27 protein-coding genes, 3 tRNA genes and 1 rRNA gene are annotated in these 24,546 nt (G+C 34.4%); 9 read left to right on the top strand and 22 right to left on the bottom strand.

Going from position 1 to position 24,546, the window contains the following annotated elements; translation table 11 throughout:
• Positions 1-771 precede the first annotated feature (771 nt).
• The 4 genes from V7014_RS18730 to V7014_RS18715 form a co-directional block, all read right to left on the bottom strand.
• Complete coding sequence (locus V7014_RS18730; protein ID WP_335509164.1) at positions 772-1,107, bottom strand: hypothetical protein; 336 nt, start codon at positions 1,105-1,107, stop codon at positions 772-774.
• A gap of 223 nt (positions 1,108-1,330) precedes the next feature.
• Positions 1,331-1,651 carry a CotD family spore coat protein gene (locus V7014_RS18725; RefSeq protein ID WP_335509162.1) on the bottom strand — a complete coding sequence of 107 codons (321 nt, stop codon included), beginning with the start codon at positions 1,649-1,651 and terminating at the stop codon, positions 1,331-1,333.
• A gap of 632 nt (positions 1,652-2,283) precedes the next feature.
• On the bottom strand, positions 2,284-4,608 hold the full coding sequence (locus tag V7014_RS18720) for an ABC transporter permease (protein ID WP_335509160.1): 2,325 nt from the start codon (positions 4,606-4,608) through the stop codon (positions 2,284-2,286).
• Positions 4,609-4,610: 2 nt separating this feature from the next.
• The gene (locus tag V7014_RS18715; RefSeq protein WP_335509158.1) at positions 4,611-5,315 is read right to left on the bottom strand and encodes an ABC transporter ATP-binding protein; all 705 of its coding nucleotides are present in this window, start codon (positions 5,313-5,315) and stop codon (positions 4,611-4,613) included.
• Between the two features lie 521 nt (positions 5,316-5,836).
• On the opposite strand from V7014_RS18715, the gene V7014_RS18710 reads away from it, so the two are divergent.
• The 4 genes from V7014_RS18710 to V7014_RS18695 all read left to right on the top strand — a co-directional run bounded on the left by V7014_RS18710 (position 5,837) and on the right by V7014_RS18695 (position 7,956).
• Positions 5,837-6,196 (top strand): DUF3796 domain-containing protein, encoded by a 360-nt coding sequence (locus V7014_RS18710; RefSeq protein ID WP_335509155.1) that lies wholly within the window; start codon positions 5,837-5,839, stop codon positions 6,194-6,196.
• Positions 6,186-6,386, top strand: a complete 201-nt coding sequence (locus V7014_RS18705; protein ID WP_335509154.1) for a helix-turn-helix transcriptional regulator — start codon at positions 6,186-6,188, stop codon at positions 6,384-6,386. Before V7014_RS18710 ends, V7014_RS18705 begins: the two co-directional genes overlap by 11 nt.
• A gap of 584 nt (positions 6,387-6,970) precedes the next feature.
• Positions 6,971-7,438 (top strand): GNAT family N-acetyltransferase, encoded by a 468-nt coding sequence (locus tag V7014_RS18700; protein ID WP_335509152.1) that lies wholly within the window; start codon positions 6,971-6,973, stop codon positions 7,436-7,438.
• A 38-nt stretch (positions 7,439-7,476) separates the two neighbouring features.
• A complete protein-coding gene (locus V7014_RS18695) occupies positions 7,477-7,956 on the top strand; it encodes a GNAT family N-acetyltransferase (protein ID WP_335509150.1) in 480 nt (159 codons plus the stop codon).
• A gap of 149 nt (positions 7,957-8,105) precedes the next feature.
• Here the strand turns inward: V7014_RS18695 and V7014_RS18690 are convergent, their stop codons facing one another.
• The 3 genes from V7014_RS18690 to V7014_RS18680 form a co-directional block, all read right to left on the bottom strand.
• Positions 8,106-8,552 (bottom strand): GNAT family N-acetyltransferase, encoded by a 447-nt coding sequence (locus tag V7014_RS18690; protein ID WP_335509148.1) that lies wholly within the window; start codon positions 8,550-8,552, stop codon positions 8,106-8,108.
• A gap of 162 nt (positions 8,553-8,714) precedes the next feature.
• Positions 8,715-9,620 (bottom strand): alpha/beta hydrolase, encoded by a 906-nt coding sequence (locus tag V7014_RS18685; RefSeq protein WP_335509146.1) that lies wholly within the window; start codon positions 9,618-9,620, stop codon positions 8,715-8,717.
• A gap of 63 nt (positions 9,621-9,683) precedes the next feature.
• Entirely contained in the window at positions 9,684-10,403 is a 720-nt protein-coding gene (locus V7014_RS18680) for an NAD-dependent protein deacylase (protein WP_335509144.1), read from the bottom strand.
• Positions 10,404-10,743: 340 nt separating this feature from the next.
• Here V7014_RS18680 and V7014_RS18675 point away from each other — a divergent pair, with 340 nt between their 5' ends.
• The 5 genes from V7014_RS18675 to V7014_RS18655 are packed head-to-tail and all read left to right on the top strand — an operon-like array spanning position 10,744 to position 14,605.
• Complete coding sequence (locus tag V7014_RS18675) at positions 10,744-11,298, top strand: biotin transporter BioY (RefSeq protein ID WP_335509142.1); 555 nt, start codon at positions 10,744-10,746, stop codon at positions 11,296-11,298.
• A gap of 17 nt (positions 11,299-11,315) precedes the next feature.
• Positions 11,316-12,776: an AMP-binding protein gene (locus V7014_RS18670; protein WP_335509140.1), complete on the top strand. Its 1,461-nt coding sequence runs from the start codon at positions 11,316-11,318 to the stop codon at positions 12,774-12,776.
• Positions 12,769-13,869: an acetyl-CoA C-acyltransferase gene (locus V7014_RS18665; RefSeq protein WP_335509138.1), complete on the top strand. Its 1,101-nt coding sequence runs from the start codon at positions 12,769-12,771 to the stop codon at positions 13,867-13,869. Before V7014_RS18670 ends, V7014_RS18665 begins: the two co-directional genes overlap by 8 nt.
• On the top strand, positions 13,866-14,261 hold the full coding sequence (locus V7014_RS18660) for an FAS1-like dehydratase domain-containing protein (protein WP_335509136.1): 396 nt from the start codon (positions 13,866-13,868) through the stop codon (positions 14,259-14,261). The genes V7014_RS18665 and V7014_RS18660 overlap by 4 nt, the downstream gene beginning before the upstream one ends.
• Entirely contained in the window at positions 14,258-14,605 is a 348-nt protein-coding gene (locus V7014_RS18655; RefSeq protein ID WP_335509134.1) for a MaoC/PaaZ C-terminal domain-containing protein, read from the top strand. The genes V7014_RS18660 and V7014_RS18655 overlap by 4 nt, the downstream gene beginning before the upstream one ends.
• 68 nt (positions 14,606-14,673) lie before the next feature.
• Here the strand turns inward: V7014_RS18655 and V7014_RS18650 are convergent, their stop codons facing one another.
• The 15 genes from V7014_RS18650 to V7014_RS18580 form a co-directional block, all read right to left on the bottom strand.
• Complete coding sequence (locus V7014_RS18650) at positions 14,674-15,447, bottom strand: TSUP family transporter (RefSeq protein WP_335509133.1); 774 nt, start codon at positions 15,445-15,447, stop codon at positions 14,674-14,676.
• Between the two features lie 225 nt (positions 15,448-15,672).
• A complete protein-coding gene (locus V7014_RS18645) occupies positions 15,673-17,304 on the bottom strand; it encodes a DUF4179 domain-containing protein (RefSeq protein WP_335509131.1) in 1,632 nt (543 codons plus the stop codon).
• Positions 17,282-17,848 carry an RNA polymerase sigma factor gene (locus V7014_RS18640; protein WP_335509129.1) on the bottom strand — a complete coding sequence of 189 codons (567 nt, stop codon included), beginning with the start codon at positions 17,846-17,848 and terminating at the stop codon, positions 17,282-17,284. Before V7014_RS18640 ends, V7014_RS18645 begins: the two co-directional genes overlap by 23 nt.
• A 163-nt stretch (positions 17,849-18,011) precedes the next feature.
• Complete coding sequence (locus V7014_RS18635; protein WP_335509127.1) at positions 18,012-19,103, bottom strand: metallophosphoesterase; 1,092 nt, start codon at positions 19,101-19,103, stop codon at positions 18,012-18,014.
• Positions 19,104-19,277: 174 nt separating this feature from the next.
• Positions 19,278-19,393, bottom strand: a 5S ribosomal RNA gene (gene rrf / locus V7014_RS18630).
• Between the two features lie 6 nt (positions 19,394-19,399).
• Positions 19,400-19,470 (bottom strand) — tRNA-Gly (locus V7014_RS18625).
• A 12-nt stretch (positions 19,471-19,482) separates the two neighbouring features.
• Positions 19,483-19,559, bottom strand: a tRNA-Arg gene (locus tag V7014_RS18620).
• Between the two features lie 42 nt (positions 19,560-19,601).
• Positions 19,602-19,677: transfer RNA gene (locus V7014_RS18615), tRNA-Val, on the bottom strand.
• A gap of 146 nt (positions 19,678-19,823) precedes the next feature.
• Entirely contained in the window at positions 19,824-20,252 is a 429-nt protein-coding gene (gene imm48 / locus V7014_RS18610; RefSeq protein WP_335509125.1) for an Imm48 family immunity protein, read from the bottom strand.
• 177 nt (positions 20,253-20,429) lie between these two features.
• Complete coding sequence (locus V7014_RS18605) at positions 20,430-21,152, bottom strand: MBL fold metallo-hydrolase (protein WP_335509123.1); 723 nt, start codon at positions 21,150-21,152, stop codon at positions 20,430-20,432.
• Between the two features lie 156 nt (positions 21,153-21,308).
• On the bottom strand, positions 21,309-22,169 hold the full coding sequence (locus V7014_RS18600; protein WP_335509121.1) for a DUF421 domain-containing protein: 861 nt from the start codon (positions 22,167-22,169) through the stop codon (positions 21,309-21,311).
• A gap of 22 nt (positions 22,170-22,191) precedes the next feature.
• Positions 22,192-22,398 carry a DUF1657 domain-containing protein gene (locus tag V7014_RS18595; RefSeq protein WP_335509119.1) on the bottom strand — a complete coding sequence of 69 codons (207 nt, stop codon included), beginning with the start codon at positions 22,396-22,398 and terminating at the stop codon, positions 22,192-22,194.
• A 42-nt stretch (positions 22,399-22,440) separates the two neighbouring features.
• Positions 22,441-23,448, bottom strand: coding sequence for a stage V sporulation protein AD (gene spoVAD, locus V7014_RS18590; RefSeq protein WP_335509117.1), 1,008 nt, complete (start codon positions 23,446-23,448; stop codon positions 22,441-22,443).
• The gene (spoVAC, locus tag V7014_RS18585) at positions 23,448-23,927 is read right to left on the bottom strand and encodes a stage V sporulation protein AC (RefSeq protein ID WP_335509114.1); all 480 of its coding nucleotides are present in this window, start codon (positions 23,925-23,927) and stop codon (positions 23,448-23,450) included. Before spoVAC ends, spoVAD begins: the two co-directional genes overlap by 1 nt.
• Positions 23,928-24,266: 339 nt before the next feature.
• Positions 24,267-24,470 (bottom strand): DUF1657 domain-containing protein, encoded by a 204-nt coding sequence (locus tag V7014_RS18580; RefSeq protein ID WP_335509113.1) that lies wholly within the window; start codon positions 24,468-24,470, stop codon positions 24,267-24,269.
• Positions 24,471-24,546 lie beyond the last annotated feature (76 nt).

The following is a 24,546-nucleotide window of genomic DNA, read 5'->3' as shown; positions in this document are numbered from 1 at the left end:
GCCTGGGAAACCACCATAGCCCATGCCAGCGCCTGGAAAACCTCCATAACCCATGCCAGTGCCTGGAAAACCACCATAACCCATGCCATAACCTCCAAAGAATTGTCTTTCCATATTCTATCTCCTCCTCGTATTGTTTCCAAATAGTGTATGTGTCCTTGTTTAAGGAGGTATAGATTACTGCCTAATTGTTCTGGGCTATAGTCATAACTAGTCATTTTGCTAGGTGTTGCAACAGTTATTGCCCTCTTTACTCAATAAAAAATACACCTCTATGGGTGTTTACTTTGTTGTTACATATTCATCGTCAGTAATGACTTTGTATTCTTCTTCAGTGATCTCATTAAGACGTAACTAATTCTTGCCCCACTGCAGCTAATATTTCTTGATTTTCTTTTTGCTCCTGAAGAGGACTTAATGCTTGAACATTAGTTATAATCATTAGTCAAAAGCACCTCCAAATCAATATAGTCGTACTTGTTGACTAGTTATCCCTTTACTTAGAGTAAAACGGATATTAATACCCCAATTTTTGCTATCTTGGTTGCATTTATGAAGGAATACCCTCTTTTACCCATAGCCATGTTTGTGATGTCTTCCCAAGTTGGCACTTCGTCAAAGGCATTATTACAAGCTTCAATCAAGATTGCGCTGCCAATCGGTACATATACATCAGGCGTGACTAAGATTCTAGTTGCAGCAATATCAGTTAGGAATGGATCATTTAATTCTAATAGAATCGTATCCTCCGTTCTTGTGAAAGTATATGTTCTACCTGCGTGTATTGCTGTAACTGTAAGGAATCCACATATCTAAAGGTATTTCTATTGTGTAATCTGTATTTGCTGTAGCTGTAAACGTTCTAAGTACTTGTCCATTAATTCTTTCAATAACCGTGATTCCGTTACCTTCTAATTCACTTACTTGATACGTAATGGAAGGAGATTGAGTTAATGTTCCTAACTCCTCATCTATACTAGGAATAACAGGTGGTCTATTGTGATTAACTCTGAATTTTCGTTCTGCAATTACTGATATTCCACCAGCTCCATCATCAGCCCATACCTTTAATTTATGGTCCACATTTTCATCCAGATTAACTAACATCGGTGTCGCACCCTTATATACACGTTTATTGCTGTAGGTTAATTGTTTAGAGAAAGTAATAGGTGTTATACCATCTGAAATTCCTGACGCGATACTTCGGATTCTTGGTGCATTGTTTAATGAAGGAAAAATTTTTACTATACCCTAATTAGAGTACACCTCGATATGAAAAAGAACATTTAATTTGAATATAAAAAGCACCCTTAAAGGGTGCAAAAGACATTTACCAATTCCAAAAAGAGTTTTTTTTTTTACTGCAGTGACTTTCATGTTTTCTAGTACTTTCATGATTTTCATGATGATGTTTACCACAACCACTATCATCACCTTCAACAACTGTCTCGTACACGTCTCTTTCGTGAACGGGGTACTCCTGTTTATGCTTTATCAGTGTACGGTGTACATGAATGATCTCTTTAGGATGGATGTGTTTAACGACTCGTTCCTGTGTTCTGGTTCTTACTTCAGTCTGAGTAGGACAAGTGATAATTTCATCATCCCTTTCTCCAGGACGCTCTCTACATTTACTACAATTACAACTCATTATAAAACCACCTTTTAATCTCGCATTACAACTTATGTGAAAAGGCGGAAACTTGTACTAGACACATTAATCAACAATAAAAACACTAACTTATGTAGGTGCTGTAAATGCTGTAGAAACACATACTCTAATCCTGAGTTGGATGAGAATATTCCATGTACAGAAGTACTCTCAAAATCACAGTTTTCATCTTTCGGTTTCTGAAGAGGGTAACCTACTAGTATTATTTCTTAACTTTGAGAAGTTTATGCATGATTTAACCAAAGAAAATCCAGCAGGGGTGAAAGTGCTGGATAACTTGTAAAACGAGGGCTAACCGATCATTTTAATCTTTTTCTTTTTCAAGGAGGAAATTGGTCAAACAGAAGCAAAAAAACAAGGTTGTAAGGAAACGTTTTTGTGAACACATTTTTTAAAACTGTTCCGGAATTTGAAGTTTATTTAATAGTTTTCCTTTTTGTGAAAATAGGCGAAAACCATCTTCTACCCAATGCCAAACCGTAGCAGAGAAACGAACCGATTGCAACGCGTTGCCAAGCTATTCCATTTGGCAATAATCGTCGCCATTTTGGCACGGTTTACTTTCACATAAGGGTGAAACAGCCCATTTTTGTCCCCTCTCCTCAAAAAATTTATTCTATACTTTTTAATGATTCAATCATATTTATTTTATTAACTTTTCTCCTAAGTAGTAAGTTAGATAGAATGGTAAGTAAGAACGCAAAAATAATTGAAACTAATATGATAAAAATAGTTAATTTATCTGGGATTTGTTGATGGGTACTAGACAGTGCTTTTACTATAATTGTATAAACATAGTCAGTTATCGGTAAAGCTACAATTACCGCAAATGTGGTTAGTATGATGTTTTCAAAAAATATAAGTCTGTTTATTTTATTTTTTTGATAGCCTAAGACCTTAAGTGTTGCAAGCTCACGATTCCTTTCATAAATGTTTATGGAAGATATCGTATATATGGCGCCAAAGGAGAGTATGACTGCACAAATGATAAACATGATAAATACAAAACTGTTTTGTTTCAAAATATATTGAGCTGATTTCTTTAGATCATTCTTATCTGCAATATTATCTACATGATGATCTTGTTCAAAGAAGTTACGAACGCTTATAAGATCTGAAGGGCTATTTGCTTCAACTAAAAGAGAAGTTGGACTGTAGTCTATGTCAAAGCTCTTTAAATAGGCTGGTGTGCTATAAAACGACGGATTCGAATACTGTGTAGATATATTTAGAACCTTCATATCTACAGATTTATTTTTAAGCTCTGGTGCTATGAACTTTATTTTGATTATGTCCCCTTCTGAAATATGATATTTGTCAGCATAAGATTTGGGTACCAGCACACCATTATCTTCTAAAGATATCCTATTGTCATTTTCGTCAAAGAAATGAATGAGATTGTTTTCTTTTTCAGTAACAACTAGAGTGGTATTTTCTTTTTCATCATCTTTTATGAATTCAGCAGGAAAGGTGGATAAAATATAACTATTTTTAATACCGGAGGGTAGTTTTATCGTATCAGAAGATGTCCCCTTCGTATAATCTACTCTTAAATCATACGTAAAAACATCTTCAATTTGGTTAGCTACTTTTAGCAAGGCCGTTTGAGTGCCAAAAGCAGTTATCAATATTACAGTGCTTATAACAACACCAATTGAGCTCGCTAAAGCTTTTTGTTTATTTAAAAATATGTTTCTCAAAATGAGTTTGTAACTGTAGGAAAAATGACTCCAAATACCAGGAACTCTTTCTATAAATAGCTTTTTCATCTTCTTTGGAGGTTTAGGGCGCATAGCCTGAGCCGCACGTTCTTTTAATATAGTTCTACCACTTAAGTAACAAGATAGGAGTCCAAAAACACTAGAGAAAAGAATGGGAGGAATAATCGAATAATAAGAAAGAGTGTATTGAATTTCAGGAATTGAGTAGGCTCTTGCACTCGAAGCAGTTACAAATGGAATAAAAACAATAGCAGCAATGGCATAACCTATGATTGAGCCTATTATACCTGCCAGCACAGGGTATCCCATGTAATGAAGCATAATATTTCTGTTTCTTACACCCAAAGCCTTCATAATACCTACTTGATTTCTTTGAGAATCTATAATCCTTGACATTGAAAGAAATAGGATAATCGCTTCAATCAAAAAGAAAACTAAAGGTATAACCTTACTCATCAAGTTATTATTATAAATCGTTTGATTAATTTGCAAATAATTGAAAGTCCGTTCTTTACTTACTTGATCCAAATAAGTAAGTTGTTTGGATTGTACTTCAATTGATTTACCTAAGTTGTCAATATCATATCCTTCTTGAGCATCAATCATGATTTCATTATAGTAAAAACTGTCTACGATTTCAGATATTGTCTCTTCGGCAATATAAGCTATTCCGTAGGTTTTATGATCTTGTATTTCGTTCTTTTTTGCATGTTCAACATTCTCACCCAATCCGCTAATTATAAACGTAAAATTTCTATCATTCGCACTTATACTGATTTGATCACCGACACGATAATGATGTTCCTTAGCATAATGAGAATCTAATAAGATCTCATCCTTTTTTGACGGGATAATACCCTCAATTATAGTAGGCATGTTTATTTCATTTTGTACAGGGATCGAATGGATTTTTAATAAAGTTTTATAATCTTCAAAAGATTGCGTGGCATCAAAGGTATAACGTCCTTCTATTCTATTTATACCTTCAATATTCCTTAAACCAGCCACATCAACTTTGGAAAGTTGATTATAATACACATTTAAGTCGCTTAAATTATGTTCTTTGAAGTAACCCTTAGTATAAGCACTTAGATCATTGCTATAAGTTACCAGACCTGCATAGAAAAAAGCTCCTACAGCGATAACCAAAACTAAGGCTATAAATTGTCCTATAGATTGTTTAATATCCCTTAATAATTTTAAAAATAGTTTCATAATTACCACTCGATTCCTTCAACACTTTGTTTTTCATCATTAATCGTAACACTTTCTATCATTCCGCTTTTAACCTTAATAATTTTATCGGCCATAGGAGCAATTGCGGAATTATGTGTGACCAAAACGACACACTTATTCGTTTCCTTGTTCAAGTCTTGAAGAAGCTTTAAAACGGACTTACCTGTAACATAATCCAAGGCTCCGGTTGGTTCATCACAGAGTAAAAGTAATGGATTCTTTGCAACAGCTCTAGCTATAGCAACCCTTTGTTGTTCTCCTCCAGAGAGCTGGGAAGGGAAATTTTTAATACGATTCGTTAATCCAACTTTATGTAAGACATCTTTAGCATCCAGATGGTTTTTACATACTTCAGTGGCAAATTCAACATTTTCTAGAGCGTTTAAATTCGGAATTAAGTTATAGAATTGAAATACAAAGCCAACTTTCTCACCGCGATATTCTGTTAATTTTTTTTCGTTGAATCTTGTTATTTCTTGATCATCAACAAACACTTGACCTGAGGTAGCCGTATCCATACCTCCAAGTATATTCAAAATCGTACTTTTACCGGCACCACTTGCACCCAAAATAACGACGAATTCTCCCTCAGATATGGAAAAATCAACACCATCAAGGGCCTTGATTAACACTTCTCCTATTTTGTATTCTTTCGTTACTTCTTTAAATTCGATTAACTTTTTCACTTATTACATCTCCTCGTATAGTATTTTTTGAAACTTGGTCTAACGCAATTTCCAGTTTTCTAAGGGGATGGAAATAGTCAAATTAGATTTTCTTTTCTAGCATCTTGATCCTGTCCGTAAAGTCACCAATTTATGCAACTAGCGGTTAGAAATTGTGTGGTGGAGCTTGGGTGACGGGCTTTTCTAAGCAGTGTATGTTGTTGATCACCACCGCTTGAAAATGTTTTACACAATTTACTTGTATTTATTATCGTTGCTGACACGGCAACGCCACCTACAAAAAAAGATTGTAATTTAAATTACAATCTTATTCTACGAAAAAAATTCTTAATGAATCTTTATCCAATCCTTAACAGTTTCTTAATTTTTTAGAGTATTTTAATTTGTTGTAGCTTTAGAATAAAGATTGATTAAAAAGTTCTCTTCAACATTTGTTAACAACGTTTAAGTCATTTTCATTTTTTAAACAATGTGATATATTTATAACAGAAAGAGCGAAATATATCACATCGGGGGATTATATGAAAAATAAATTAGCTTATTTAGGATTTATCGGTTTTTTAGGATTGTTGGGACCTTTCTCATTTTTAGGTGATATTACGTGGGCATGGTTCTTAACCAGTTTCTTTTTCTTCTTCACATATGCAAAAGTAGTACCAGATGAGCTTTTTATGCTGCATATTCGCATCGCTGCTACAAGAGCATTTTTCGTAGCAATGGTACTAGGAATTATACTAGTCTTGAGTGTTTTTATTTTTGAAAATCTACATATAATTAGATTGCTTGCTGGTATTTCAGTTTTCGCACCAATAGGCACCTTCATAATTAATTTAGAAATATTTGAGCGTAGAGAAAAGAAAGGACTGCAAAATGCCACTTAAGACTCGCATGAAAGAATATAGAATAAAGCTAGATATGTCTCAGGAGGATTTAGCCAATAAGGTTGGGGTTAGAAGAGAAACAATAGGTAATCTCGAAAACGGAAAATATAACCCTTCATTCAAACTTACTTATGATATTGCGAAGGTTTTGAAAGCACCTATTGAAGTTCTGTTTTGGTTTGAAGAATAGATTAATCTAGTACAAGTAAGTGAAATTTTGTAATAGATTGCCCATGAGTTTTGATCAATCTTTTTTTTAAAAAACTAAATTCAGATTCCAAAAACGGGAATCCATTTTGAGCAATGTTNNGGCAAAATATAAGTGTTTAGGAAAGATGTTTAATCCAACTTTATTTCAAAGCTATTCTAACACCAAGAGCTCGATCTACTCAACTACCGATTTTACTTCCAAACAGTTTAAGCACAGAATATTATATTTCAATGTACCCTACTAACAAAACGAACCATTTTGCACTACAAAAAAAGCGATTCAGATTATAAAGAATCGCTCCTTATTATTAATAACTATTTATCAAGTAAATTACTTAAATCATCCCAACCGTATACGAATTCATTAAGCTTCTTACCACCAATCTCTACTTCTATACTGTCTATTCTCCTACCACCTAAATTCTCATAAAACAATCTTAAAATATTTGTAAATCATCGTATCACTTGTTTTTAATGCACTACAGAAAAGTTTGATTTATTTTAAGTTTAAGACTACTATAGAGATAAAAGGTAGTATTTGTAAAAAATAAAGGAGCAAACAAAGTGAAATCAAATATTATACAACTTAACAATGATGTACAAAACGACAATTATATTAAAGAAATTTTAGACTTATGGAATAAAAATACGATTGAAACTGCGGAATGTGAGTTAGATGAGAGCGATCGAAAAGCCATTTATAAAATGACTGAAGAATACATCCATTCAAAACATGGTGCGGTTTTTATAGCAGTGGATGAAAATCAACACACTATAGGTTATGGTATCGCTTCTGTGAAACAAGATTTAGTTAGTGGTATGTTAATTGGACAAGTAGATGAAATTTACGTATTACCAGAGTATCGTAGACAAAAGTTAGCAAAAAATATTGTAGACACTTTAATGAATTGGTTTAATCAACAGGATATTTCTTTAGTTCATGTCTATGTTGATCTGGATAACGAATTAGCTATGGCATTTTGGGAGAAAGCAGGTTTAAACAAGGAGTTTTATATTCTATCAAATAATTAATTTACTATGTAAATATTTTTATTAGGAGTGAGAATTTAATGCTTCGCTTTCGTAAAACAACAATCGAAGATATAGATAATATACGTAAACTTGAAGAATCATATAATGATTTTGTTAGTCAATGGAGCCCTGAACAGCATATTTCTGCTTTATCCTCCGAAGATCAAGCGCATTTAATATTTTTTGATACTAATAATGATTTTGTCGGATACACAATATTACAAGGGTTAACCAATTCAAATCATAGTATAGAACTAATGCGAATCGCTATTGCCATACGAAATAAAGGATATGGTAAAATGGCAATCAAACTGCTGCAAGAATGGTGTTTCGAGGAGCTCAAAGCCCATCGACTATGGTTAGATGTACGCGAACATAACTTAAATGCACAACATGTTTACAAGTCAATGGGATTTAAACACGAAGGAATTTTACGTGATGCAGCTTTTTACAATGATAAATATGAGTCATTAATTGTGATGTCAATGCTTGAACAAGAATATTTGGATTTAAAATAGGATTATATTCATTACAGCAGATAGTAAAACTACTTAGAGAATACGAGTCAAGTTGAACGACCACGACCAACTTAGATTATTTACAATTGTTCAATATTCACTTAAATCATATATCTGCTGTAATTACTGTTTATATTAACTTGCTCTTGTTAGCTTTTAACCATTGTGATAAACTTTGTGGTCTCTTGACTGAATTCCATTTCTTTAACAAATCCAAATTTTTCATAAAGGTGAATAGCTCGTCTATTAAATTTAGCAACGGTTAAACGAATGGGAAGATTGCATTCCTTTTGTACGAGACGAAGAATAAATGAAAAAAACATAGAACCATAACCTTTACCAGTTAATTCAGGATTCATTCCAATACCTATATCAATTAAATCCGCTGAATACGCCCCCATAGTAACCCCTATTGGTACTTGCGCAGATTTTCCAATACAATAAAACCCAACTAACTCTTCATTTTCATCTACTATAGGAACATAAGGATTTTGAAGTAAATCCTTTAATGAGTCAGCATTTACATCATTATTATAAAAATCATAAGGAGCTTCATATTGCCAATTTAATATTTCTTCTGCAAATTTTAGTGTCATTGTCCTTATAAAAAACATAATTAATTCTCCCCCTTATTTTTAGAAAAAATAGGATACCATAAACCTAGTTGTCTTTTTCTATGAGGCTTTTAATATAAGTACGAATAAAACGATTCATCTTAATGATGAATCGTTTTATAGATTATCGCACCACTTCCCTGACTATATATGTTCATCTAACCAAGTAACAATATCCTTAAAAACTACAAACTTATCAAAATCATTTAAGATTTCATGTCGACCACCAGGATAAAGTATATAATGCACGTCTTTACATCCTCGTTGTTTATATTGCTCATAAAGCCTTTCAACACCTTTACCGAATTGCCCAACTGGATCATCCTGTCCTGAAAGAATACACAATGGCAATGTAACAGGTACTTGAGATACATGTTCATCGTGGAAAATCATATGTAAAAAGGATAAAAATTGACGATAAAAGCTCGGTGGAAAAACGTGCCCACAATAAGGATCTTTTATGTATTCATCGACAATGGCAGAATCGTTAGCAAGCCATTCGAATTCTGTTCGCTTGTTAAAGCGCGTGTGATACCCATTGAAAACAAGCTTTTCTAAACCTTTTGATCTTTTGTCATTTGTTAATTTCTCATATACATTTGCTACAGTTGCTCCTATACGCAAATCCCATCGATTACCACCACTGCCGATTAATAAAGAACCAGCTAATTCATTTCCGTATAACTGAATATATCGCTGAGTAATAAATGAACCCATACTATGCCCTAAAATAAAATGTGGTATAGATGAAGTTTCACTTTGAATATGATCAAAAAGGGTTTTCTCATCTTTAACCATCTCTTCAAACCCGTTTACACCGATGTAACCAATTCGTTCAACATGGGAAGCACTATTTCCATGCCCACGATGATCTGTTGCATATACGCAATATCCCGCTTGATTTAAAAAACAAGCAAATTCATGATACCGCTCAGAATGTTCATTCATTCCATGAACTATTTGAACAATTGCTTTCGGTTCATCCACATGCCAATGTCTCACAAAAATTTTATGATTATCATGGGCTGTTAAATGAAATGTATTTGACATAAAGAATTCTCCTTAATTAGTTACTTTTTCAAATTATATATACTTAAAAATTCACTTTTTCAACTATAGTTCGTTCGAAATATCATTCAATACTTTCCCAATAGAATCGTGAATTCGAACACTTGCTACATAGTCAAATGGAGTTTCACTTTTCGTGATAAGCATAATCTTTGCTCCATTGCTGTAAGCACTCTCTACTAGTGTATTAAACGGAAATACTTGTAATGATGTACCTAGAACTATTACTAGGTCAGCATTGTTTATTTCTTCATTTGCCTGAAACCATGCATCCTCAGGTAAGTATTCACCGAAAAGTATCACTTCAGGACGAATAATCCCATTGCATCCTTCCCGTTCACATTCATCACAATCTTCTTGAACATACTTTGAATTACTGTAAGTTGTACCACATTCATTGCAGATTAAATTTCGAAGATGACCGTGCATTTCAATCACATTTTTACTGCCCGCCTCTTGGTGATAACTATCAATATTTTGAGTTATGATTGCTTTAATTCTTCCTTCTGCTTCCCACTTTGCCAAAATATCATGACCCTTATTCGGTTTATGTTCGGCAAGATTAATAATACGTTTTGTAAAAAAATGTTTAAAAGCTGTTGATCCAACAGCTGATGAATGCGAAATCTCTTCAGGTTTTTTTCCATCCCAAAGTCCTCCGTTGGAACGAAAGTCAGGTAGTCCGCTTTCCGTTGACATTCCAGCACCTGTTAATACTACAATATTTTTTGAACGACGGATGTAGTCGATGGCTTCTTGAATCATAAGTAATCCTCTTTTCTACAATATACTAATCCAATAGAATATGAGCTTTTGATGCGCTCACCCCTAAAGGGCAAACTTTCTTCTATATTCATTCAATCATAACTTCATTGTATGAGTTCATTTCGCAAACTACAACATATAGACGAGAAATATTGGAAAAAGACAACTTGTCCTAGTTTTTATCATGGGCGTTACCCATAAGTGATTGGTTTAAAAGAATATGTAAATGTCAGCTTCTCAATAATATGTTAACTAAAATATAACACGGTTGACATATAATGAAATCACCTCTAAAATTACTGTCAGTTACACTATATAATTGAGGAGGATATTTTCTATAATGAAAGTACGAGATTTAACGAGTATTGCTTTATTCACTGCAATTATGGGGGTTCTAGGTCTCTTTCCTCCTATTCCATTATCATTTACACCTGTGCCACTGACATTACAAACTGTCGGAATGTTCTTAGCAGGCGGGTTGCTTGGGGCTAAAAAAGGGTTTTATAGTCAAGTTGTATTCCTGCTACTAGTTGCGGTCGGAGTACCATTATTATCAGGTGGTCGTGGTGGTTTAAGCGTCTTTGTCGGACCTAGCGCTGGGTATATTTTTGGTTATGCAATTATTACTTTTTGTATTGGTTTTTCACTATCTCGAATTAAGAATTTAACTTTTATGAAATTATATGTTTCCAATTTATTTGTTGGTGTTTTTCTTCTATATTGCATAGGTATTCCTGTCCAAGCCTTCGTAATGAATTTATCAATCGTCGACACTATAAAAATCAGCTTAATCTATATTCCGGGAGATATAATTAAAGCGACACTTGCTTCTTACATCGTATACCAATTGCGAAAAAAATCAGTCATACAAAAGCAGTTACTTAAAGCTAGTTAAAGAAAAGAGGAACGGAAATGGCTGCAATCACACATACCTGTAACAAATATAGTGAAAGGTTTGGAAATAAAATTGCCATACAAACAAAAGAAGAAGCAATTACTTACCAAGGGTGGCAAACACTCATAAACAAAACAGGTAATTGGCTACAATCACAACATTTTAATGTAAAAAATATAGCTCTGTTATTGCCAAATGATATTTCATTTTTGCAACTTTTTGCAGGTGCAACGGCCGCTGGCTGGGTTGTGGCACCATTAGATCGAAAATGGAAAAAAGAAGAGTTACAAAAACGTTTGAAGCTATGTAAGCCTTCCATTATTGTCACAACTAAACACGAAATGACTCGAATAGCAGAATTACATGACAATATATTATTATGGGAAGATTGCTTGGAAAAGATATTAAAAACTTCTGAAGCTGCGTTGCCTGAAATCTCTTCTGAGCTACCTTTTTATATAGGCTTTACATCTGGTTCAACAGGGGAACCTAAAGCTTTCGTGCGATCACATCGTTCTTGGTTAGAAAGCTTTACTTGCAATACGATAGATTTACATATGAAACAGTCCGAACACGTGTTGATTCCAGGTTCCCTTATTCATTCACACTTTTTATACGGAGCGATTAGTACACTATATCTTGGTGGAACGTTATATCTATTAGAAAAGTTTTCTGCTACAACTTTACTATTCTATGTAAAAACATTTCCCATTTCTTATATTTATGTAGTACCGACTATGATTGAAGCGCTTTTGAGAAAAGAAACACCTATAGAACAAAATATTACCATTATTTCATCAGGTGCTAAGTGGCAAAAGGAAACAAAAGAAAAAATGAAGATGCTCTATCCAACTTGGTACATGTTTGAATTTTATGGAGCAAGTGAATTAAGTTTCGTTTCATTAGCCTCACAGTCAGCTCCTAAAGAATCGGTTGGAAAACCATTTCATAATGTATTGCTGCAAATTCGCAAATCTAACGGTGAAATCGCTCAACCTCAGGAAGTTGGGAAGATTTATATTAAAAGTCCGCTAACCTTCTTAGGCTATATCCATTCAGATACAGGAGCAATCCATCCGATAGAGGATGAACATGGATGGAATACGGTTCATGATATGGGTTATCTAGATGATGATGGTTACTTGTATATAGTTGGGCGTGAAAACAATATGATTCTATATGGCGGTATTAATATTTTTCCAGAAGAAATTGAAAAGGTATTAGTCGCCCACCCTCTAATAGATGAGGTAATTGTTATGGGGGCTACGGATTCTTATTGGGGACAAATCGTTATTGCCATCATAAAAGGATCGATAACGAAAAAAGAAGTCCAAACATTTTGTAAACAACAACTAGCCTCTTACAAAATTCCACGAAGATGGGTTTTCATTGAGGAAATGCCATTAACGGCTGGAGGCAAAATTTCACGGCCTCAATTAAAAGAAATGCTTGAAAAACAGGTAATACATCATGAATAGAGCAGTCATTATAGAAGCAAAACGAACACCTATAGGAAAAAAATCTAAAATGCTACAATCCTATCAACCTCATGAACTAATGGCACCCATTCTTTCATATTTGAGCAAAGAGATTACATCTCATATCCAAGATGTAATCTTAGGAAATGTTGTAGGCCCTGGTGGTAATATGGCAAGATTATCAGCGTTGGAAGCAGGATTGCCCCTATCCATACCAGGTATGACAATCGACCGCCAATGCAGCGCAGGGTTAGAAGCCGTTCGAACTGCCTGTTACTATATTCAAGGTGGTGCAGGTACATGCTATATAGCTGGTGGTGTTGAAAGTGCAAGTACTTCACCTTATCAATCACGAGCTCGTTTTGCTCCTGATTCAATTGGTGACCCTGACATGGGTCTTGCAGCTGAGTATGTTGCAAAGGAATATAAAATCAAACGTGAAATGCAAGATGAATACGCCTTGCTTAGCTATGAACGAAGTTGGAATGCATACAATCAAGGGCTCTTTATTCCTGAAATAATAGCGGTTGATGAGCATGAAAATGATGAGGCTTTTACTCAAAAGAGGGATATGAAGCGAATGATAAACCGTGCAAAAGCTATTTTCGTAAGGGAGCAAGGAACCGTTACAATAACAAATAGCTGCGGTATAAATGATGGTGCAAGTGCTATAGTAGTAATGGAAGAGAAACTAGCAAACGAATTAAACCTTCAATCAGTGCTTCGTTTTATAGATAGTGTCGTTACAGGGGTTCACCCTCACTTCCCTGCTATCTCACCTGTTTCAGCTATCAAACAATTGCTGGAACGCAACCGATTATCAATCTCAGATATTGACTTATTTGAAATAAATGAAGCATTTGCCGTCAAAATTGTAGCCTGTGCACAAGAGCTACATATCCCATTTGAGAAAATCAACGTTTGTGGAGGTGCCTTAACGATCGGACATCCATATGGCGCTTCAGGCGCAATGCTAGTAACACGATTATTTCATGAAGTACAACGAAGACCAAACAGTAAGTATGTCATTGCGGCCATTGGAAGCGGTGGTGGAATTGGACTTGCAACCCTATTTGAGGTGATTCATACATGAAAACAAAACAACATAACATCACATTTAACCAATCTGAAATTTTACAGTTCGTTGAAGCAATTGAAGATTATAATCCAATCTATCGAAGTAAAGAACTAGCAAACATGTATGGTTTCGAAACAATTCCCCTCCCACCAACCATGCCAGTAATTGCGTATCAATGGATAGATCTTCCACGGAAGCTTCCACAACCTATCATTCATCGAAAACAGCATAACACGACTCATCGTCTTATGTTTATGGACGTTACATATGTTGCGGACATATCATTACTAAACTATCGATCTCGTCACAATCAGGCTTTTGTTGAGCAAGTACTAAACGTATATACAAGCAATCAAATACTTTGTTTTTCTAGTGTTACATATCTAGTTTGTGGAGGTTTACAATGATTACATTTACGCTTGAAGAAAAACTTATTGAAAAATACGCACTAATTTCAGGAGATAACAACCCGATCCATTTAGATGAAAAAGCTGCTCAAGTGCATGGATTTTCAACGAAAGTAGCACATGGTATGCTGTCGATGGCAAAAGTTTGGAGCATCATTTCTGAAGTCTTTCTCAAACCAAATAATATTCCTTTTCAATATAATCTTGTATTCTCATCTCCTGTTTACGTCGGTGAAGAAATAACATTAAAAGTCGAGCAAACAGAGAACGAATACAAGATAGAAGGAAAATGTAAAAACAGGATTGTATTCAAAGGAAACATCCTTCTTCAATCCACACTTTAGAAAAAATAAAATCTTGTCCTACTGTAAAAAAGCCAAGAAAAAAATTGATCTTGGCTTTTCTATTCATCTTAAAATTTATGCTGAACGTAATCGACAACATTTTTCAAAATAAGAAATACGGTTACTACAATGAAAAGCACGCGAACATAGGCTACTCCTTTTTTTAAAGCAAATTTTGAACCAGCGTAAGCTCCTGCTACCATAGCAAGCCCCATCGGAATTCCATAAGCAAAATTAACCGTTCCTAAATACATAAACATACACAGTGCTGCGATATTACTGCCGAGGTTCAATACTTTTGCATTACCAGCCGATTGTAAAAAGTCAAAACCAATAAATAAGAAAGCAAAGATTAAAAACGAACCTGTTCCTGGACCGAAAAAACCGTCATAAAAACCAATACCAAAAATAATAAGTGCAAATAGTGACGCTTTCTTCCAAGTTAATTTCTTATATGATGACTTTTGACCCCAATTTTTATTTAGCAAAGTGTAAATAGTAACTGCAATTAACAGAACTAATACTAACGGCTTTAAAATATCTGGCGAAATGAAGTGAACAATATAAGCCCCGATTAAAGAGCCAATAAATACTAACGGAAATAATTTAGAAATAATTTGAAAATTAACATTACCTGATCTTACAAATGTAATGGTACTTGTCAAAGAACCCATGGAACTTGCTAATTTATTTGTTCCAAGTGCCACTTGTGGTGATAAACCTGCAAATAACAAAGCAGGAATTGATATTAATCCCCCACCCCCAACTACCGAATCAATAAAAGCTGCTAAAAAACCTAAACAAATTAATATTAGCAGCGTATACAAACTAATATCTTCCATTCTCCTACCTCTTTTTTAATATAATGTTTGTTTCTAACAGATGTAAAAAAATCACTATTGCCATCATAACGTATTCAAGTTTTTTTTGTAAATATAAAAGACTTTGATTATTCATTATAATGAAAATATAAAACTAGGATGCTTCGTACTTATAGTAGTATGAAGCATCCTAGTTTATTCTTTTCATAGCAAACAATCTTTATATATTACTATATTTAACTATTGTTATTTCCCTTCATATAAAGGAAGTTTCCACTGCTCTTGCACTTCATAATAACGATTTACAGAAAGCAAATGTAGTGTAAACTCCTCAGGCACTTCGCTCATTTCACTTGTGCGTAGTTCAGAAGTCAATTTAAAGCGACCATTTTGATCTTTTTCATTAAGGATGGAGCCACTATGATTTAAACTATACGCTTTTCCTTTATGATCAACTAAAGCCCAACTACCAAGATCAGACGCAGTTGCTTCCCTTCCTCCTTCCATTTTAATTTGGAAGAAAGTTTCTTTTTCAATAGGTTTTAAAGATTTACGTATCGAATAATCACTTTCCATTTCCGCTGAAGTAATCGTAATATGATTACCCTCATACTCGAATGAAACCGGCTTATCCTTTAAATCTTCCGTTTTTATTTTAATAGAAAAATCGGATGGTACTGTTTTTATTACGCCATCTAGTACAAAGGTTAGTTGTTGATCCTTTTTAGGAATGAAGGAACTATACCATTTCGAGTGACCAAGTTCGTCTAGATCCTCACTTGATTCTGAAAGCATTCCATAATCAACTGGAGGATTGTTTCCAACACCATAGGCTAGATTAGTTTGATAAACCGTTTGGTTATTCTCATTCTCAATATGGTAGTTAATAGCTGTTCCATACATACCCTCTTCAACTACATCATCACTGCCTAATTTCCTTCTGAGCTGAGCTACTTGTTCATTAACTTTTACTAACTCATCGTCCGTAAAACTAGTTTCGAATGATAATTCATTGGACGAAGTAGCGAATCTCATTTGATTCATTTTAAGATTTACACCATATTGACTTGTTATAGCATTTTTAAATGGAAGGGTTTTAGTTAAAGCTTTACTTTTCGTCAAATCAATAGGCACTTCAAGCTTCCAAGTTCCCTTTTCACCATCTAACTCTACTAAGTCAAACTTGACCAAAAGATGATCTAATGTCTCTAGCTCCCTCAACGAAAATTCAATTAATCCATAGTCACTACCTTCCGACCAATGCGTTCCTGTACTTACATGTTCCAACTTGTCCCCATCTTGACTAGTCACATATACTTCATTATTCGATTCACCTAAACCAAGCTCGGTATCTTTAAAATTTCCTTGTTCATCAATAATTTGATAAGACAATGCAACGCGAGTTGAATCTGTAATAATATCCTCCACTTTAAATGTAATTCCTTGATTCTTTGCTTCAAGATTAACTCGTTCCTTCAAATCCGTTTCATTAGCTATTTTTAAACCGACATCCACTTCTCCACTTGAGAAGAAGCCGCCTATCCACTTGGCAAAGCTAGGATGTAATGTTGTACTTAACCCAATTACTAGTACGACACCCGCTGCATACAGCATAATATTTTTCCATGGTGCTTTTTTCTTATTGCTTGTTTTCTGTTTATAAGGTTCAAGCTGTCGGATAATTCCTGCAGCAAAATCATCTGGTAAAGAAGGTGTATGCAATGTTTCTTTAATAAAGTTTTGTTCATTTCTAAAAGCTTCTACAACTTTACAGCAATCATCACAACTTTCAACATGCCTTTGTATTTGAATATGCTCTTCATTCATAAGCAGTTGATCAGCATACTGAGAAAGCTTATCTATGGTTGGACAATTCATAAAAAGTTCCTCCCTCGTCTTTTAAAGTATTCCTCATTTTCTTCTTAGCTCGATGGATTTTATTACGTACCATCGATAGAGGAACTCCCATAAGCTCACTTATTTCGTTATAGCTCAATTCATTTACATATCGCAAAAGAATAATCAATCGTTCATCTTCTGGTAAGGTTTGAATAAGTCGTTCTAACTGTCGAGACCGCTCTTTTTTTAAGTAAATTACTTCAGGATGTCTAGGATTCACCATAGTTTCTTCATTTAAATCCACTTGTTTCATTTTGTAGCGTTTCTTACGGAATTCGTCCATACAATGATTGATTGCTACTCGATATAACCAGCTTGAAAACTCACCTTTCCTATCATATTTATCAAGCTGATTGTATACTTTAATGAAAACTTCCTGCACTAAATCCTGTGCATCTTGTTGATTTTGAGTCATACGCAATATAGTTGCATATAATAAATTTTTATATTTATTAATAATATGTGCATAGGCTTGTTTATCACCTGATAATACGTCTTGAATCCAAACCAATTCTTCTTCCATCGGAACCTCCTAACTAACGATCATGCGCATGTATCATTTTGTACTTCATATATAATAACGGGTCCATTAGCAAAAAAATTTCATATTTTTAATAAAAAAACAAAAAATCGATCCTCTTGTTGAAGAATCGATTTAAAATTGCTAAGTATTTTTCAAAAAACAATTAATAATTTAATGTAATTTGAACAATTTCCGAGCGACTATTCGTTCGAATGGGCGGTCCCCAAAAACCATAGCCAGATGAAACGACGGAGTGTAGTGTACCTTTCTTTAGATAGCCCCAGTCATTTTCATAAATTCGTTGAGTCACGTATTGAAACGGTGCTACCTGACCTCGATGTGTATGCCCAGCCACCATAAGATCAACACCTTCAGCCTCCGCGATATCTAGTTCATACGGTTGGTGATCTAATAAAATAACAGGTTTTGTATGATCTACATTTTTCATTAATGCAGATAAAGGTAACCGTTCACTTTCAGTCTTATCTTTACGCCCTATTAATGTGATGGAATCGGCTACAACTTCTGTTTCATCGTAAAGAACTTTCATTTTGCTATCTTCTAAAACTTTAATCAACTTAGAAGTATCCCCTTTATCATGATTCCCTAATGAAACATAGACCCCGTATGTTGATTTGATGTTTGCTATTACCTTTTCAATTCCTTGTTTAGAATAAGAGTCAATCTTATCATCAACAATATCTCCTGGGAATAACACTAAATCTGGTTTTAAAGCATTGATTTCATTAACCATCCGGCTTGCATGACTCTTATTTGATAAGACACCGAAATGTGTATCTGATGCCATAACAATGTTCATTTGATCCACTGCTTCACCTTTGTTTGGAAGGTTTACTTCATATGTACGCACTACTGGACTATACGCATTAAATGTACCATAACTAAAAACAACAACTAGTACAACTAAAGTCAATACACCTGCTCCTCTTTCTATTTTACGACGTGGCAGTTTAGAAAAACGCGAAAGAGCCACAATGATATGAATGAAAGGCACTGAGAAAACCAAAATGTATAACAAAGCAAACCAATAAGAACCCAAAGCTCGTAATAGGTCTATGTTAGTGATAGTTCCAATGATAAATGCATTGGCTAATAAAATAAATAAACTATAATATACTACTCTAAAAACTTTAGAATGGCTCGGAATCAGCCATTTCTGGACCATTCTGCAAACGTAAAAACTAACTAAATTATATACTACAAGTACTCCTATAATGCCTAACCAAATTGGCATATGAAATTCAACTCTCTCTCGACTTCAAATTATCCAATAGTAAAGAACACTTTACTCTTTATTAATAAATCTCACACAAAAAAAACGTTATTCTACCTTCTTTTCTCAACATTATCATATAATACCGTTTTTCTACACAAAAATAGACCAGCTAAATAGCTGATCTATTATTTAACCTGGCAACGTCCTACTCTCACAGGGGGAAACCCCTAACTACCATCGGCGCTGAAGAGCTTAACTTCCGTGTTCGGAATGGGAACGGGTGTGACCTCTTCGCCATCATCACCAGATATAAAAGCGGATGAAGGGAATCGAACCCTCATCATCAGCTTGGAAGGCTGAGGTTTTACCACTAAACTACATCCGCAAAATAAAAATATGGCGCGCCCGAAAGGAGTCGAACCCATAACCTTCTGATCCGTAGTCAGACGCTCTATCCAATTGAGCTACGGGCGCAAATTCATCAGTTTATAGCTGATCACTATGAACCGATACTTATGGTGGAGGATGACGGGATCGAACCGCCGACCCCCTGCTTGTAAGGCAGGTGCTCTCCCAGCTGAGCTAATCCTCCATAGATAATTTAATTTCTGCTAACAACAATAATAATAGTATCCTGTTTTCACATTATACGCAATAGCTTTACTATAAGTTCTAAAATTTTTAAAATTCTAATTATAAAAACCAAATAAAACCCCTTTAATTAGGGGTTACATTAAATCAAATTGTTACTGTTTCAAGAATTTCCATGACATTTCTCTTTAAATCTTCATCAGCTCTTTCTACGTACTGATAATACCCTTTTATTCCCTTGTTAATAATCGTATGAAGCTCTACATCCTGTTTATTGACAGTAGATTTTATTAATTCTTCAGCAAAACTAATGGCCTGATGCTCACTATATTGAAAAATGTGAAGTAATACCTCAATTGTTATTGCATGTACTTGTGGTTGATTATACTTCTCACTTTGATTAATCGTCTTTAACGCTCCAAAACAAAATGCAGCTACAGCTTGTCGGTCTCGTACTGTTGTCTCTTCAAGCTTCATTTCTGTTAATTGAAAAATTTTTGTAGAAAAACCTTTCAACTCTTGAATTGTACCGTGTATTGTTTCTCTTACAAACTGATCATCCGAAAAAAGAATCATTATCATTCTCCATTCTGTATTGCAATAAATACTCTTTATCTATTATCGACTTTTCTACATCTATTGTAATACCATGGATAAATTTAGGTAAATAGGTTAAAGGTATGAACTGTGGTTTTTACTATTTCAGTATTAGTTAACTACTTATTGAAAATCATGAATGTATAATTTCACTACTTATATATGTTCCACAACATTAAAGCCTAATGCTTTCGCTTCATTTTTCGAAAATATTTCGTCTAGATGCATGCAATTAACTTTATGACGTAACTCATTTGGAATAAGTTCTGCTAATTGACGAAGTGATAAATGCACATTACCTTCAAAATCCGCTTTACTTGTATCTTGATAAAATACATCAATTTGACCTGCTAACATCTTCGTTAATACCTCGTTTGGTATTTGATTGCAATCTCCACTATAATAAACCACTTTATCATTGATTTTCATTAAATATGCAAAACAGTTTAAGTGTGGAACGTGTTGCACCTTATACGATTTAATCGAAGAAATTCCAAATACATTTTCAGATTTAAACTCCTGATTTATTTCCATTATCGTATACTGATTAGCAGCTATACCAACCTTTTCAAGAATTAGTATGATATCTTTCGTTAATTCTTTATCACATACGATAGTCACCTTAGCTTGTTGCTTTGGCTCCATAACATTAAACGCATATCCCACTAAATCACCTAAAGAGCCTACATGGTCGGCATGTAAATGCGTTTGCAAAATAGTAATTTTCTCTACTCCATTTAAAATATTGTGTTGAATCATACGGCTAAAATTCGTACTCCCACAATCAATCATAAATAATTCTTTACCTTGTTTAATAAAAGCATTATTGTTCCCTAATTTAGTATTAAAAGCACTTCCACAACCAAAAAATTGCAACATTTTTATATTCCTCTTTTCTATGTAAAATCAAAAATTATTAACGATAAATATATTTAAACATTCCATATAAATTATAACAACATTATCAATAATAAAACAAAGTGTCATGAAAAAAACGAAAAAACCTTGATATATCAAGGTTTAAGCCGAATTATATTAACTTTTCAAAATGTGTGCTACACGATCAATGGCATTTTGTAATTTTATGCTATTATCGGTATACATTTGTTTAGCTGATTCATTATCTGTTCCAAGAGCAAATAATTCTAAATCTGCCTGGCATTTTTTCATAGTTGCATATAACAAAGGTCTCTCTTGAGGAGAGGCAACCTGCAACAAATCATCATACAAATCAACAGTTACTTCGCCAAAAGAATTCACTTGTCCTATAAAGACATTTTCGACAGTTACACCCAATTTGCGCAACTCGGTATGTAGCCATTGTCTACTTCTTCCCATCGTTGCAAGCGGCTCTAACAATATCTCTCCATCCATAATTACCACTTGAGGTTGTTTATCAGAAGCAACCTTCATGTGTAAATCTTTCGGTGTTAATGGTCGATATTCCTTCTTTAATAATACATTTAAATCTCCTGCCGCTTCTAAAACGGCGTATTGAACTTCAGATATATCAAAAACATTCTTCTTCCTTAGCAATTCAAGAAATTCATCAATTGTATAGCGTTCTTTTTTTAAATTATCTTCCATAATCTTTCCATCTTGTATAAAAATAGTCCCTTTACCATCAATCATGTTGCGCATTTTTTTACTTTTCATAGTTATTAAGCCAGATAAAAACGGAATAGCAGCGGTAGTTACTAAGGCGATTATTCCTAAATGAATTTCTTGTTCGAGTCCAGTAACAACCTCCGCACCGATATTTCCTATTGTTATACCTGTTACATATTCAAACATTGACAATTGTGAAATTTGTTTTTTCCCTAAGATTTTTGTAATGATAAAAAGAACAATAAGAAACAGGATTGCCCTGAAAATAACATCTAACCAATCAGCCACTTGATAACACCTCCTCTAAATCTTAAAATCCTTTGTATTGAAACTCCTCGCGTTCCAATTCTCCGACGCGTTTTTTCAAATCCGTCATGATTTCACTAATAATAATCATCGTTTCATGAAAAGTACGTGCTGATTTATCATCTTCCGTTCTAATTGCCAAACTAGATAAACTAGCTTCTATTCCTTTAAGGTTAGAAAGACATTGTTTCACTTCTGAAGCAACTGTCATTTTTGATTGTCCTCCTTCACTCAGATAAAATATATGCGCTTGTTATTCATCTACTTCTATCGACACAGCATGAGCAATGCATGGTATAGTCTCATTTTGTTGAAAAGACAAAGGTGATAACAAAGCACCTGTCGCAACGACTAACATGCGCTTTATTTCTCCTCTTTTCATCCTGTTAAGCAAATGTCCATAAACAACCGTTGCCGAGCATCCAGCACCACTGGCTCCAGCAAAAACAGGTTGATCCTCACTATAAATCATCATTCCACAATCTTGGAATGTATCTTCATTCATATTTGTTCCATGTTTTTTAAATAATGCTAAGGCTATTTCATGCCCGATTTGTCCTAAATCTCCCGTTACAATTAAGTCATAGTAAGAAGAATCGATCTTTCGTTCTCTTAAATGCGCTTCAATAGTATCCACTGCCGCTGGAGCCATAGCTCCTCCCATATTGAAGGGATCTGTCATGCCCATATCCACAACTCTTCCAATCGTGGCAGAAGTAACTTTTGGACCGTGACCAGTATCGCTTAACAATGCAACTCCCGCTCCTGTTACCGTACTTTGTGCTGTAGGAGGTTTTTGACCACCATATTCATTTGGATAGCGAAACTGTTTTTCGACTGCCGCATAATGGCTAGAAGCTCCTGTTAACAAATATTTCGCCCCATTCGTATTAACAAGATAAGCACCGAGTGCTAATCCTTCCATCGAAGTAGAACAAGCGCCAAACAAACCTAAATATGGCATTCCTAACGTTCGGCAAGCGAAGCTTGTTGGAGTTATTTGATTAATTAAGTCACCACCAAGAAAAAATTGAATTTGTTCTTTTTGTAAGTCTGCTTTTTCCATTGCTTTTTGACTAGCTTCTTCTATAAGAATTCTATGAGCTTTTTCGTATGTATCCTGATTTAGCCAAAAATCATCATGAAGAAGATCAAAATCATCAGCTAATAATCCTTTAGCTTCATATGGTCCACCAACAGTACCAGTGGCTATTATGACTGGTTTATTTTCAAAGATCCATGTTCGATATCCTTGTAACATCACAATCCCCCCCACTTGATAAGAATCGTTTTTATTATGGCTACAACGAAAGCTGAAAAAACGCCAAATATAATAACAGATCCAGCTAATTTGAAGATATTTCCTCCTACACCTAACACCAATCCTTCTTTTCGATGTTCAATCGCGGCTGAAATAACAGCATTTCCGAAGCCTGTGACTGGAACTGCCGAACCAGCTCCTCCAACTTGTGCAATTCGATCATACACACCAAAGCCTGTAAGAAGCATGGAAATGAAAACTAAAGTTCCAACTGTGGGATTACCAGCTGTTTGCTCAGTAAAGTTGAAGAAATAAATGTAAAAGTAGTGAATAACTTGACCAATAAAGCAAATTAATCCACCGACTAAAAAAGCTCTTATGCAATTTTTCATAACTGGTCGCTTTATTTCAATTTGCTGTTGTAATTCCTGGTATTCTTGTTGAACAGGTGTAAGCTTTTTTTTCTTACTATTCGACATCGTTTCATCACCTCAATTTATTTCGAGGAAATAGTTAATCTATTCCACTTTATATAACTTGTCTCAATTGATTGTTATTATTATCTTTCCAACAAATCCGTATCATACATTTTGCGTTAAAAAGAAATGAGGTGTCCAATAAGTCCAATATGCTATTTTTGTTTGATTGACGGGAAAATTATTAGATTTTTAAGAAGTTCAATAGGTTTCATCTAGACCGAAAGTGCCAAATATAGGTATCCTAACATAATCAGCAAGTTTATCTATTTCACGTAACCTACCTTCGGAGGGCTAAAAAAGCGTAAAAGGGCGTNNNNTTCGGACAGCCCCTTCTTAAACTTATTGTTGATATTGAGGTTCCTCTTGCTCCATTTCAGCAACTCGAGGATTTAAAGTATCAACAATTGCTTGTGTTTGTTGAGCAACATTTTGATAAAGTTGCTTTGCTTGTTCATTATCTGTGCTTAGTGCAAAGGTTTCGAAGCTAGCCTGGGCACTTTTCAAACTTGCAAGAGTTGTCTTAACGTTTGTAATTACTGTCAATAGTAACGCCTCCTTTTTTGTTTTGAACCACTTTCTTAGTATGAAAAAGACAACAAATTTTATGATTTCTATTTTT

The organism is Bacillus sp. JJ722 (genome assembly GCF_036963345.1).
Taxonomy (GTDB): domain Bacteria; phylum Bacillota; class Bacilli; order Bacillales; family DSM-1321; genus Bacillus_AD.
Note: the sequence above shows the minus strand (reverse complement) of the source record. Positions and strands in the feature narration are given on the sequence as shown.

Excerpts from the sequence above, each read along its gene's own strand:
- V7014_RS18695 (WP_335509150.1), top strand. The coding sequence starts at position 7,477 with ATGCTTCGCTTTCGTAAAACAACAATCGAAGATATAGATAATATACGT.
- V7014_RS18645 (WP_335509131.1), bottom strand. The coding sequence starts at position 17,304 with ATGAATTGTCCAACCATAGATAAGCTTTCTCAGTATGCTGATCAACTG.
- V7014_RS18710 (WP_335509155.1), top strand. The coding sequence starts at position 5,837 with ATGAAAAATAAATTAGCTTATTTAGGATTTATCGGTTTTTTAGGATTG.
- V7014_RS18675 (WP_335509142.1), top strand. The coding sequence starts at position 10,744 with ATGAAAGTACGAGATTTAACGAGTATTGCTTTATTCACTGCAATTATG.
- imm48 (WP_335509125.1), bottom strand. The coding sequence starts at position 20,252 with ATGATTCTTTTTTCGGATGATCAGTTTGTAAGAGAAACAATACACGGT.
- V7014_RS18595 (WP_335509119.1), bottom strand. The coding sequence starts at position 22,398 with ATGACAGTTGCTTCAGAAGTGAAACAATGTCTTTCTAACCTTAAAGGA.
- V7014_RS18705 (WP_335509154.1), top strand. The coding sequence starts at position 6,186 with ATGCCACTTAAGACTCGCATGAAAGAATATAGAATAAAGCTAGATATG.
- V7014_RS18730 (WP_335509164.1), bottom strand. The coding sequence starts at position 1,107 with ATGTTAGTTAATCTGGATGAAAATGTGGACCATAAATTAAAGGTATGG.
- V7014_RS18605 (WP_335509123.1), bottom strand. The coding sequence starts at position 21,152 with ATGTTGCAATTTTTTGGTTGTGGAAGTGCTTTTAATACTAAATTAGGG.
- V7014_RS18685 (WP_335509146.1), bottom strand. The coding sequence starts at position 9,620 with ATGTCAAATACATTTCATTTAACAGCCCATGATAATCATAAAATTTTT.
- V7014_RS18650 (WP_335509133.1), bottom strand. The coding sequence starts at position 15,447 with ATGGAAGATATTAGTTTGTATACGCTGCTAATATTAATTTGTTTAGGT.
- V7014_RS18670 (WP_335509140.1), top strand. The coding sequence starts at position 11,316 with ATGGCTGCAATCACACATACCTGTAACAAATATAGTGAAAGGTTTGGA.
- spoVAC (WP_335509114.1), bottom strand. The coding sequence starts at position 23,927 with ATGTCGAATAGTAAGAAAAAAAAGCTTACACCTGTTCAACAAGAATAC.
- spoVAD (WP_335509117.1), bottom strand. The coding sequence starts at position 23,448 with ATGTTACAAGGATATCGAACATGGATCTTTGAAAATAAACCAGTCATA.
- V7014_RS18725 (WP_335509162.1), bottom strand. The coding sequence starts at position 1,651 with ATGAGTTGTAATTGTAGTAAATGTAGAGAGCGTCCTGGAGAAAGGGAT.
- V7014_RS18635 (WP_335509127.1), bottom strand. The coding sequence starts at position 19,103 with ATGCCAATTTGGTTAGGCATTATAGGAGTACTTGTAGTATATAATTTA.
- V7014_RS18655 (WP_335509134.1), top strand. The coding sequence starts at position 14,258 with ATGATTACATTTACGCTTGAAGAAAAACTTATTGAAAAATACGCACTA.
- V7014_RS18660 (WP_335509136.1), top strand. The coding sequence starts at position 13,866 with ATGAAAACAAAACAACATAACATCACATTTAACCAATCTGAAATTTTA.
- V7014_RS18720 (WP_335509160.1), bottom strand. The coding sequence starts at position 4,608 with ATGAAACTATTTTTAAAATTATTAAGGGATATTAAACAATCTATAGGA.
- V7014_RS18640 (WP_335509129.1), bottom strand. The coding sequence starts at position 17,848 with ATGGAAGAAGAATTGGTTTGGATTCAAGACGTATTATCAGGTGATAAA.
- V7014_RS18690 (WP_335509148.1), bottom strand. The coding sequence starts at position 8,552 with ATGACACTAAAATTTGCAGAAGAAATATTAAATTGGCAATATGAAGCT.
- V7014_RS18665 (WP_335509138.1), top strand. The coding sequence starts at position 12,769 with ATGAATAGAGCAGTCATTATAGAAGCAAAACGAACACCTATAGGAAAA.
- V7014_RS18680 (WP_335509144.1), bottom strand. The coding sequence starts at position 10,403 with ATGATTCAAGAAGCCATCGACTACATCCGTCGTTCAAAAAATATTGTA.